Here is an 11,995-nt window from a genome sequence, read left to right as displayed (position 1 = left end):
GAAATTATAACACTTCCTGCCGTTTTCTTTTATACCCCATGAGAAATCCGGGCTAAGTCGAAAGCTCTTTGATGTTGCTAATCCAGCAAGAAACCTTTTTTCCGGGAATACTTTGCTTCCTTTTAGCTTTAACGCCATCTTGTTGTCGATACTGTCATAAATGAGGGTATGAGTGATATCAAAGGGTGGCGACACAAAAATCTGTTGCATGTCTGGTGTGTACTGAAGGGCAAAGTTTTTCAGGTGGGCATCACCATTGCCGATTAAACAGTTAAATACGATGTAACGATACATCTTGCGCACCTCCTCAAAGCTTTGGGTATAGAGGTAGGTGGCTTCAAGCAGGGCTTCATAACTCCCGGTGTATTTTGCATCGGGTGAATTGGGTCGTTTCATCAAGGTGGTAAAGTCTTCGTATCCCAGCAGCTTCCCTTCAGGTTTATCAAACCGTTCAACCACAAAGGTTTCCAGATTTTCTGAGAGGTAAACAGGCGGGGGTTCCAAGCCACAATACCTGGCCGCTTCCATACAGACAAACTCATTAACCGTCAGTAATGGGAACTCTTCATCGAATGTTTTAACAATGAGATTTTTCTGCTCAAGTGTTCTACTGGTATCAAGAATGCTGACCTTGGGCTGTACCCCGGCCAGAGAATTTCTCAGGTAGTACTTTTCCAGTAACTGAGGGAACAGCTGCTCTTGTCCTTGATAACCAAGGATTTCATCCAAAGAAGCAGAACCAGCTTCGGGCAATTCAAAGCCTGGATCATAACTCAGCATACCAACGCCATTTTCTCCCTGCAGCGCCAGCAGATACATATCATCCACCCTGGCATAACGAGCCAGTCGCTCAGAGATAAAACGCCGGTTGAAGCCCTCTGGCAGGTTCTGAGAAAAAATCGGGTGAAGTGCTCCTGATGAGTAACCATCAAGAGTTGGGCGTGTCATGGTCAGCGAAACTGACTGATCCACTTGTGTGGGCTGATAGTGGTGAGCAGAGCCTTTGGTGAGCAGACCCAGCTCCTGCTGATCGAGTTGCACCTTGATTTTATCAATCTGGCTGGGTAAACCCATCAGGCTCATGAGTCATCTCCAAACAACTCATCCAGCTCATCCCAGTCTGGTAAGCGGCGGACTTTCTCGGCCACAGTCAATTTCAGGCCAACAGCATCAAGGTAGCGCTCCAGAATATCCAGCGAGCCTGTAAAACGCCCATTCTCAATTTCAGACAGGGTGCTTTTGTGAATACCGGTGGTTTCCGCCATCTGCTTTTGAGTTTGACTTAGGCGTTTACGTGCAGCGCAAACCTGTTCACCAATGTGCTGACGAGCGGACATGATCTCTTCTCTTTAGTTTGCTATATAGCGATCAATCTCCATATACTTACACAATGATTGCCATATAGCAAACAAGATGATGCCATATTAATAAGAGCTACCCAGTACGTTTAAAGTGAACGGCTGGCTGCCGCTGCAACAGGTTCTGTAAGGCAGCATCCACTGCCACTGCAGCCTTTTGCCAGAAGGCATCCAGCATCACACCATGACCGGTATCAATCCATCCGGGAGTACAACCATAGGTGGCTGCGGTCAGAGTCACCATGGATGACGGGATCACCCGATCATGCAGGGCGCCCAGCACTTCAATGGGGGTTTGCTGCACGTTAAACACATTCGGCAGATCCAGCCAGCTCATATCCCAGATCAATGGCATGGATTCCGGCACCATACGTTGCATCCAGCGCTGAATTTTAGCCAGCTCTATTGGCCCGGAAAACATGGCACGATGAAAGTCTTCTGCACTCATCTGTTCTGGGAACAAAAAGCTGCGCGACAACATCATGGATTCCAGCGGATGGGTAAAAAGACTGGCCCAGGATAAAGGCACCAGCCCCTGCGGCGGAATACTGGTCAACAACACCGCACCACGCCCCTGACAATTCGACAAATAACGCTGTACCACCATACCGCCCATGGAGTGCCCCACCAGCAGTGGCGCTTGCCCATGCGCTTGCTGGATAGTTTGAATAGCATCATCCAGATCCTGCACATACTCAGCCAGCTGATACTGCCCTTGCGGGTCGGGTGCGGAAGACTGACCGTGGCCACGGAAACTCAGGGCATAAGCGTGGTAACCTTGCGCCGCAAACCAGTCGAGAAAATACTCTTCCCAGATCCAGGCACCGCTGAAAATCCCGTGTACAAACAACACCGGCACAGCATCACGCTGAGCAGCAAGACGGTACAACAACTCAAGCCTGGGAATCTGCATCTGAAAACACTCCTTTGGATTCTGACTGACCAAACCGATAAATAGGCCACTTAATATAGTGGTTATTCACCAGAGTGCCACACCGGATGGCAGCTCACCACCCCAAGGTGCCTGAAAAAATTGCCACAACCCTGCAGTTACCAGTATTTTCCGGTAATCTGCCAGTCATTATCTGCCACAATTTAACTCGCTGGCACGATCAATTTTAAGGAAGCCTTGATGAACACGCCTCTTACCCCCGGTTTTATGCTGCTGCAAAGCAACCGAATGGAAGACCTGCGGGATGTGATGGTCAAGTGGATTATGACCAACCCGCTGCGCCCGCTGGAGAATGAATGCATTCTGGTGCAGAGCAACGGTATTGCCCAGTGGTTAAAAATGGCTCTGGCCAGTGATACTCAGGGCTGTGGTATCGCAGCGGCTATGCAGGTGGATCTGCCGGGGCGTTTTTTATGGCTGGCCTACCGCAGTGTGTTTGATGATTTGCCGCTGATTTCCCCGTTCGACAAACAACCGCTGGCCTGGCGAATTTACCGCCTGCTGGGCAATCTGGAGCAATTACAACAGCGCATGCCTAACCCGGCTTGCCTGAAACCCCTAGAAGGCTTTCTGACACAAGACACCGACCCGCGCCGTCTGCATCAACTGGCCGCCAATCTGGCCGATCTGTATGACCAGTATCAGGTGTATCGTGCCGACTGGCTGACTGGTTGGGAAGTGGGTAGTGATGACCTCATTAATGCCCAGGGGCAACACAAACCGCTGGATGATGAACAGCTCTGGCAACCAGCACTGTGGCGTTTGCTGGTGGAAGACATTCAGCAGGATAACCAACTGGATAACGGTCGCTGGAGCCGAGTCAGTCGTGCTGGTATCCATCAGGCCTTTATTGCTGCCTGTAAAGATTTCACCCCAACACAAAGACCCGATGATCTGCCCCGGCGGGTGCTGGTGTTTGGCATTTCATCGCTGCCGCGTCAAACGCTGGATCTGTTACAGGCCATCGCCCCTTTTACTCAGGTGATGATTTTTGCCAGTAACCCCAGCCAGCACTACTGGGGTGATCTGATTGCCGGTAAAGAATTACTCAGACAGGAATACCGCCGCATCACTGCGCGTAAATTACCTGCCAACCTCAGCCTGGATGCACTGCATGTTTATGGTCATCCCTTGCTGGCCTCCTGGGGTAAACAGGGACGTGACTACCTGCATCTGCTGGATGAAAAAGATCAGCCGGATTTATACCGCCAGCATTTTGCACATCAACAGGTGGATCTGTTCAGTGATCCCGGTGAAGGCTGCCTGCTGCACCAGTTGCAGTCAGACATCCTTAACCTCACCCCACTGACCGAACGCCAGGCTAAAAACACCCGGATTGATGCCCGGCAGGATCAAAGCTTGCAGTTTCTGGTGGCTCACAGCCCGCAGCGAGAAGTGGAAATCCTGCATGACCAACTGCTGGATGCTTTTGAGCAGGCTCAGCAGCAAGGGCAGCCGTTGAATCCCCGTGATGTACTGGTAATGGTGCCAGATATCAATGTGTATGCGCCCCACATCCAAGCGGTGTTTGGGCGTTATGCCAACAGGCTGGAACAGCACGACAGCCGCTTTTTACCCTTCCATATTTCTGATCAGGGGCAGCGCGGACAGAACACTCTGCTGATTGCACTGGAGAGCCTGCTGCATCTGCCCCATTCCCGTTTTACCGTCACCGAACTGCTGGATCTGCTGGATACGCCTGCTCTGCGCCTGCGTTATGGTCTGGAGGAAAGTGATCTGCCACGCCTGCGCCAATGGATACGCGGCGCCAATATCCGCTGGGGGCTGGATGCTGAACAACGCGCCAGCCTGGATTTACCGGCTGGGCTGGAGCAAAACACCTGGTTATTTGGATTACGCCGAATGCTGCTGGGTTATGCCGTTGGCAGCAGTGATGCCTGGCAGGAAATCGAACCCTACGATGAAGTAACCGGACTGGAAGCAGCTTTGGTTGGCCCGCTGGCATTACTGCTGGATAACCTGCAAAAAACACGTCAAACCCTGTTACAAACCCACACCCCGGAAGACTGGGTGGCTGTGATTCAATCCCTGCTGCAAACCTTTTTTGTAGATGCCAGCCCTGCGGATAGCCAGGCGCTCACCACTCTGCAAATCCAGCTGGAAAAACTGCAGGATATCTGGAAACAGGGCAGCCTGATCACTGAACAGCTGCCGCTGGAAGTAATCCGTGAAGAACTGCTGGGCAGTCTGGATCAACCCAGCCTGACCCAGAAGTTCCTCGGTGGGTCGATCAACTTTGCCACCCTGATGCCGATGCGTGCCATTCCGTTTGAGCAGGTGTGGCTGCTGGGCATGAATGATGGTGATTACCCGCGCCATGTGCGCCCTGCCGATTTTGATCTGATGGCACAGGATTATCGCCCCGGTGATCGCTCCCGCCGCGAAGATGATCGTTATCTGTTTCTGGAAGCCCTCTTGTCTGCCCGTAAAAAACTGGTGATCAGCTGGGTTGGGCGCAATATCCGTGATAACAGTGAGCGCCCACCCTCGGCACTGGTCGGGCAACTGCGCGATCATCTGGCCGCTGGCTGGCAGCCGCAATCACTGCTGGCAGATCTGACCACCGAACACCCCTTACAACCTTTCAGCCTGGGGTATTTCAGTGCCGGGCGTGATCCAAGGCTGTTCACCTATGCCGATGAATGGCGCAGTATTCACAACCCGCAACAGGCCGTCAGCTCGGCTGAGTTACCACCTTTTTATCTGGATGGTGCCATCAATCTGAATCATCTGGCGGCATTTTTACGTCATCCGGTGCGCAGCTTTTACGCCCAGCGGCTGGGGGTGCGGGGTTTTACTGCTGATGAGCTGGCAGAAGATGAAGAAAGTTTCAGCCTGAACGGGCTGGATCAATGGCAGATCCAGGAGCAACTGCTGCAACATCTGACGCTGGCACTGACCCAGCAACCCCACCTGCTGCCACAACGAGCCATCCAGCAGGCAGCAGAGCGTATCCAACGCAGCGGCCAGCTGCCTTTGCCACCTTTTGCCGAGGCGATCAAACACCAGCTGAGTGAAGAACTGCTGGAGCCGGTCAGCTGCTACCAGCAACTGCTGAGGGATTTTCCTGACACCCTGCCAACCCAGTTTAATCTCTGGCCTGCAACCCCAGACGGGGTTCCGGCGCTGGAAGCCAGCCTGTCGGATATCCGCCACAACGCAGAAGGGCAGTCTGCCAGAATCATCCTGCAAGCCAGCAACCTGCATTCCGGTGACAGCTACAAGTGGTATCACCTGGTGCGTCAGTGGCCGCTGCACCTGTTTGCCCAATTACAACAACCTGTGAGCACTGTTCTGCTGGGGCCATCCAGTCACCTTTGCCTGCCACCGCTGCCAGCAACACAAGCACTGGAGTGGTTGCTGGATCTGCGCTGTGCCTGGTTCGAGGGGATGCAAAACCTGCTGCCCCTGCCCTGCAAAACCGCTTTCAGTCTTTTGCTGGACAAGGATGCCCGTGCAGAATACGAAGGGGGTTTTCAGCGTGCTGGAGAAGTGACCGATCACCCCGCCTTGCAGCGCTTCTGGCCGGATTTTGCCAGCCTGGCTGCCGATCCACGACTGGCTGACTTCAGCCAACGTTTGTACAGGCCTCTGATCACCTGCCTAAGCCAGACACCCGTCATGGAGAACCCGATCAATGAGTGAACAATTACAACCCATGACCTTTCCGCTTTCTGGCAGCCGCCTGATCGAAGCCAGCGCCGGAACCGGAAAAACCTTCACTCTGGCTTTGCTCTACACCCGGCTGGTGCTGGGGCACAATAAAAACAATGCCGGTTTTCATCGGCCGTTAACGCCCAGAGAAATTCTGGTGGTCACCTTCACCGATGCCGCCGCAGAAGAACTGCGCGACCGGATACGCAGCCGTCTGGTTGAAGCGGCTGAGTATTTTATCAATCCAGCAGCCAGTCGCTCAGCAACAGACCTACTGCAACAGCTGCGCGGTGATTACCCCGAGGCAGAATGGCCTGCCTGTGCCTGGCGTTTGCAACTGGCTGCCGAAAGTATGGATGAAGCCTGTGTGTCCACCATCCACAGCTGGTGTAACCGAATGCTGGTGGAACACGCCTTTGATACCCGTGGGCTTTTTAACCGCGAGCTGGTCACCGATACCAGTGAACTGCTGATCCAGACTTTACAGGATTACTGGCGGGTGCATTTTTATCCGCTGGATTCACAAACTGCGGCACTGATCACGGCAGAATTTAAATCACCGGCGGCACTGCTTCACCCCCTGCAAAATCTGTTAAAAAGCACCAGCAAGGGTGTCAGTTATCAAGGACAACCCCTGCAAGTGGATGACCTGAAACCCCACTTTGCCGCATGGCTGGAGTATCGGCAGGCCGAGCAGGCGGCAGCAGCGGATCAAGAAGCCGCCAGAGCACAAGTGCAACAGCAGGAACAGGCCGTTCGTTTACACTGGCTGGAGCACTGGCCTGAAATTGAAACCCATTTAAAAACCCTGCGCCCGCACCTGAAAGCCACCAGCCACGACAGCAAAACGGAAGAGAGTTATCAGGCTCTGCTGGATCAGATTCATGCCTGGGCCAAGGGTGAAGCAGAACGCCCCGGCAAATTAAAAAACTTTGCCGCAGGCCGGTTCAGCTTTTTAGCCAAGGCCAGCATCCAGCAGGAAGACGATCTACCGGCCTTTAAACAACTGGGAGAGTGGCTGAATACCAGCCAACCCAGCACAGCCCAGTTGCAAGAGCCTGATATTCCATTGCAAACCGCGTTGCTGGCTCATGCCTGCCAATGGGTGCGACGAGAATTTAACCAACGCATGAAACAAAGAGCCGAAATGGGCTTTGATGACCTGCTGACCCAGCTGGAGCTGGCATTAAATCCTGAGGTATCCGGTGAGTCTGCCCTGCATCTGGCAACAACCCTGCGGCGTAGTTTTCCGGTGGCGATGATTGATGAGTTTCAGGACACCGACCCCATCCAGTACGCAATTTTTGATCACATTTACCGGATAACAGACAACCACCCGGAAACCGGGCTGTTTATGATTGGAGATCCCAAACAAGCCATTTACAGCTTTCGTGGTGCGGATATTCACACCTACCTGAAAGCCAAAACCGCTACCCAGGGGCGGCACTTTACTCTGAAGAAAAACTTTCGTTCCACCCATGCTGTGGTTGATGCCTGCAACCAGCTGTTTTTACAGGCAGAAACCCACGACCGGGGCGCTTTTCGTTTTCGCACTGAAGCGGATGATCCACTGCCTTATGTTGAGGTGGATGCACAAGGGCAGGAAAAGCAGCTTTACCTGCACCAGCAAGCAGTGGATGCCATGAACCTCTGGTATTTTCAGGCCACCGATGAGCAGGATCGTTACATCGGTACAGAAGCCTATGTACAACAAGCCGCTGCCGTGACTGCCAGCCAGATCTGTGCATGGCTCACTGCCGCACAGCAAGGCAAGGCCGGATTCGGACAGCAGGGCAAAATCGACCAGCCCCTGCAACCGGCTGACATTGCCATCCTGGTTCGGCGTGGGCATGAAGCCAAAGCGGTGCGGGAAGAGCTGGAAAAACGCGGTGTTGCCAGTGTGTACCTCTCTGATCGGGAATCGGTGTTCCGTGGCACAGAAGCCAGCGATCTGCTGCACTGGTTGCGCGCCTGTGCTGAACCCAGTGATGAACAGCTGGTTCGAATGGCACTGGCAACCAATACACTGGATTTACCCTTAAGGCAGCTGGCGGAATGGCAGGAGGATGAACTGGCTTGGGAGCAGCAGATGCAGCTGTTTATGCAGTTTCATTTGCACTGGCGGCACCGAGGGATTCTGGTGATGCTGCACAAACTGCTGGAAGCCTTTGAACTGCCGGGTCGGTTGCTGCAAAAAAGCCGTGGCGAACGCAGCCTCACCAATCTGCTGCATCTGGCCGAATGGTTACAACAAGCGGCAACCCGGCTGGATGGTGAACAGGCACTGATCCGCCATCTGGCAGAACATCTGGACAGCACCGATGAACAACAACTGCTGCGGCTTGAAAGTGATGCTCGGCGGGTTAAAGTCATCACCATCCACAAATCCAAAGGGCTGGAATACCCACTGGTGCTGCTGCCTTTTATCAGCGGCTGGCGACATATTGATGGCAAACAAAAACAGGTGCCCTGGTGGCATGAATCCGGCCAGTACATTGAGGCATCAGACAACAAGCGCTTCCCCGCTGCCTGGGATGCCGCCAATGACCAGCGCATCAGTGAAGACCTGCGTTTGCTCTATGTTGCCGTCACCCGCGCCACTCATGCCCTGTGGCTGGGTGTGGCACCGCTGCGCTCCGGTAATTCTAACTCACCGCAGCTGGAGCGCTCGGCGCTGGGTTATCTGCTGAATGGCGGGCAAAAATTCAGCAACAGCCAGGGTGTGCAGCAGGCGCTGGAAAAACTGACACAACACAGCAGTAACATCACCCTGCAAGATGCACCATCAGCCACCAGCAATACTTACCGTGAAGTAGTCACGGAACAGCTGGAGGCAGCCCGTGCCAGACCCAGGCTGGGTCAGCTCAACAACTGGTGGATTGCCAGTTATTCGGCACTGGAATACGAAAGCCAGCCGCTTTTGATCAAAGCACCCGCCACCAGTCGAGATGATTACCCACAACACAGCCGTGATAAAACCACGGCAGAATTGCTGGATGAAAGCACCGAAACCAGCAGCACCGAGCAAGACCAGCTGATGCACCATTTTCCGGCTGGCAGTGTCTGGGGTACTTTTTTACACAGCCTGCTGGAATGGGCGGCAGTGCAGGAGCTGCGTACCCCAGACAAACAGCGCATTCGTGGCTTTGCCGCCGCCGCGCTGAACGATAAATTACGTGATGACCAGCTGCTGCGCCGCTGCAAACTGCGCCAGATTGAATCTTATGCACAACCCCTGAGTGACTGGTTAAAAAGCTTTCTACAACAGCACTGGCAACTACCGGGTTTTGCGCTGGTTGATCTGCAACCCAGCCAGATAGCCGTGGAGCTGGAGTTTCTGATCTCCAGTCATAACGTGGACACCCGACGGCTGGATCAACTGGTGCAGCAGCATACCCTGCAACAGGCGGATCGGCCGGCAATCAAAACCAACCAGCTGAATGGCCTGTTAAAAGGTTTTATCGACCTGGTGGTTGAACATCAGGGGCAGTATTACGTGCTGGACTGGAAATCCAACCGCTTGGGTACCAGCGATAGAGACTACTCACCACAAGCCTTGCAACAAGCCATGCTGAAAAAACGCTACGACCTGCAATATGTGATTTACCTGCTGGCATTACACCGCCAACTCCAGGCACGCCTGCCGGATTATGATTATGACCGCCACATCGGTGGTGCCATTTATGTGTTTCTACGCGGCACTCACCATCCTGGCAGTCAGGGGCTGTTTTGTGATCGCCCGCCACGGGAACTGATCGAACAACTGGATCAACTGTTTCGGGCTACAGAGGAGTCTCTGGTATGAACCCCAGCCTGATGGAACAACTGCAAAGCTGGGTGGATGCCGGAGGTTTGCGGGCGCTGGATCTGGCCTTTACCCGCTTTATTGCTGAACAAACCCCGGATGCCAGTGATGCCCTGCTGCTGGCGGTTGCCCTGCTGAGTGAACGTAATGCCCACGGGCATGTGTGTCTGGATTTACAGGCTGCACTGCACCACCCGGAACACCTGCTCTCATCCATGCAGGATAATACTGCTGCCAGCCAGCCAATCCGCCGGGCACTGCAAGAGCAGCTCAGTCACCTGACACTGGAGCAGTGGCTTAACCAACTGGCCAGCAGCAGTGCCGTGGAGGACTGCCGTGGTCAATCAACCAGCCACACCCGCCGCCCGTTGATTCTGTCATCAGCACCGGCAGCAACCGGCCTCCGTCCGATGCTGTATCTGCGCCGCTACTGGCAATACGAGCGCCGCATTCAAGTGGGCATCCAGCAGCGCCTGCAACAGCAGCAACCACTGCCCCACCCACTGACCGGACAACTGCTGGAGCAGCTTTTTCCGCAGCCCACTCAACAGACAAGCACCGGACCGGACTGGCAAAAAATTGCCTGCCTGCTGGCAGCACGTTCTGGTTTTGCCATCATCACCGGCGGCCCCGGCACCGGCAAAACCACCACGGTGGTTCGGCTGCTGGCGCTCTTGCAGGGGTTACGCCTGCAAGAGGCTTTACCCCCCCTGCAAATCCGGCTGGCGGCACCCACCGGCAAGGCCGCCGCACGGCTGAATGAATCCATCAGCGGCAGTGTACAAAAACTGCAACTCAGTGGTGATCAGGCGGAGGTATGGCGAGCGGCCATTCCCACTGAAGTCAGCACCCTGCACCGGTTACTGGGCAGCCTGCCCAACACCCGGCATTTTCGTCATCACGCTGCCAATCCCTTACCGGCGGATCTGGTGGTGGTGGATGAAGCCTCGATGGTGGATGTGGAAATGCTGACCCGGCTGCTGGATGCCCTGAGTCCAACCACTCGCTTGATCCTGCTGGGTGACAAAGACCAGCTGGCTTCAGTGGAAGCCGGCTCGATCCTCGGTGATCTCTGTCAGCAGGCGGATGCCGGACACTACACCCCCGCCACCTGCCAGTGGGTCGAACAGCTGTGTGGCGAAGTGATCCCCGCCCAGCTGCAAGATGCTCAGGGGCTTGCCCTGCATCAGGCCACCACCATGCTGCGCTACAGTTATCGTTTTGATGATTACCCCGGCATCGGCAAACTGGCCGATGAAGTCAACTCAGGCCGGGCAGACATCCATAAAATCAAACTGATTTTTCAGCAGCATCAACGGCCAGACCTGCATCAACCCGAACAGGTGGATCAACAGCACAATCTGAGACTGATTCAGTTGCCACAGCAGAGTGACCAGCAGCAGCCGGATCTGCGCGAGTTGAAAAAACTACTGGTGCAGGGTTATCGACCCTACCTGCAATGCATCCGCGATCAACAACCCGCCGCCGGAGCCAGCCGCGAGGCACTGGATGAATGGGCAAAAGCCGTATTTGAACAGCACCGGCATTTTCAGTTATTAACACCCGTGCGTCGTGGACTTTGGGGAGTGGAGCAGCTTAACCAGCTGGTGTTTCAGGCACTCAAGGACAGTGACACCAGCAACAAACCCCTGCTGCCGCGAGGTGAACCCCTCTGGTATGCAGGACGACCGGTGCTGGTGACACGCAATGATTACAGCCTGAAACTGATGAACGGGGATATCGGCATCTGTCTGGAATGGCCGCAGGAACCGGATCAAGCCACCGATCAACCACCCCGAAAAATCCTGCGAGTGGCTTTTCCTGATGGCAAGGGTGGTATCCGCTGGGTACTGCCCAGTCGACTGCAAGGTGTAGAAACCGTATTTGCCATGACGGTACACAAATCTCAGGGATCAGAATTCACCCACACCGCACTGTTGCTGCCGGATCGACCCAACCCCGTACTCACCCGCGAACTGCTCTACACCGGCATCACCCGCTCCAGCAAAGCCTTTACCCTGATCTACCAACAGGATGACGTGCTGGAACAAACCATTCGCACCCAAGTGGAAAGAATCAGTGGCTTGGGGGTGGGGTAACAGGAGTGGAAAGAGTAATACAAAAAAGCCAGCTCCAGGGCTGGCTTTTTAAATCTGGAGCGGGAAACGAGATTCGAACTCGCGACCCCAACCTTGGCAAGGTTGT

Annotated in this window: 6 protein-coding genes; 3 read left to right on the top strand and 3 right to left on the bottom strand. The window is 54.4% G+C overall.

Annotated features, from left to right (window positions below):
- The 3 genes from IBX50_RS12395 to IBX50_RS12385 all read right to left on the bottom strand — a co-directional run.
- The coding region (locus tag IBX50_RS12395; protein WP_292256287.1) for a type II toxin-antitoxin system HipA family toxin at nt 1-1,083 on the bottom strand (1,083 nt) is incomplete at its 3' end.
- Complete coding sequence (locus IBX50_RS12390) at nt 1,080-1,337, bottom strand: helix-turn-helix transcriptional regulator (protein WP_292256285.1); 258 nt, start codon at nt 1,335-1,337, stop codon at nt 1,080-1,082. The genes IBX50_RS12395 and IBX50_RS12390, both read right to left, overlap by 4 nt.
- A 97-nt stretch (nt 1,338-1,434) precedes the next feature.
- Nucleotides 1,435-2,271, bottom strand: a complete 837-nt coding sequence (locus IBX50_RS12385; protein ID WP_292256283.1) for an alpha/beta hydrolase — start codon at nt 2,269-2,271, stop codon at nt 1,435-1,437.
- 219 nt (nt 2,272-2,490) lie between these two features.
- On the opposite strand from IBX50_RS12385, the gene recC reads away from it, so the two are divergent.
- The 3 genes from recC to recD are packed head-to-tail and all read left to right on the top strand — an operon-like array spanning nt 2,491 to nt 11,889.
- Entirely contained in the window at nt 2,491-5,976 is a 3,486-nt protein-coding gene (gene recC / locus IBX50_RS12380) for an exodeoxyribonuclease V subunit gamma (protein ID WP_292256281.1), read from the top strand.
- Entirely contained in the window at nt 5,969-9,790 is a 3,822-nt protein-coding gene (gene recB / locus IBX50_RS12375) for an exodeoxyribonuclease V subunit beta (RefSeq protein WP_292256279.1), read from the top strand. Before recC ends, recB begins: the two co-directional genes overlap by 8 nt.
- The gene (gene recD, locus IBX50_RS12370) at nt 9,787-11,889 is read left to right on the top strand and encodes an exodeoxyribonuclease V subunit alpha (protein ID WP_292256277.1); all 2,103 of its coding nucleotides are present in this window, start codon (nt 9,787-9,789) and stop codon (nt 11,887-11,889) included. The genes recB and recD overlap by 4 nt, the downstream gene beginning before the upstream one ends.
- Nucleotides 11,890-11,995 lie beyond the last annotated feature (106 nt).

The sequence above is a fragment of the Marinospirillum sp. genome, from assembly GCF_014859565.1.
This window is presented reverse-complemented; position numbering and strand designations above follow the sequence as displayed.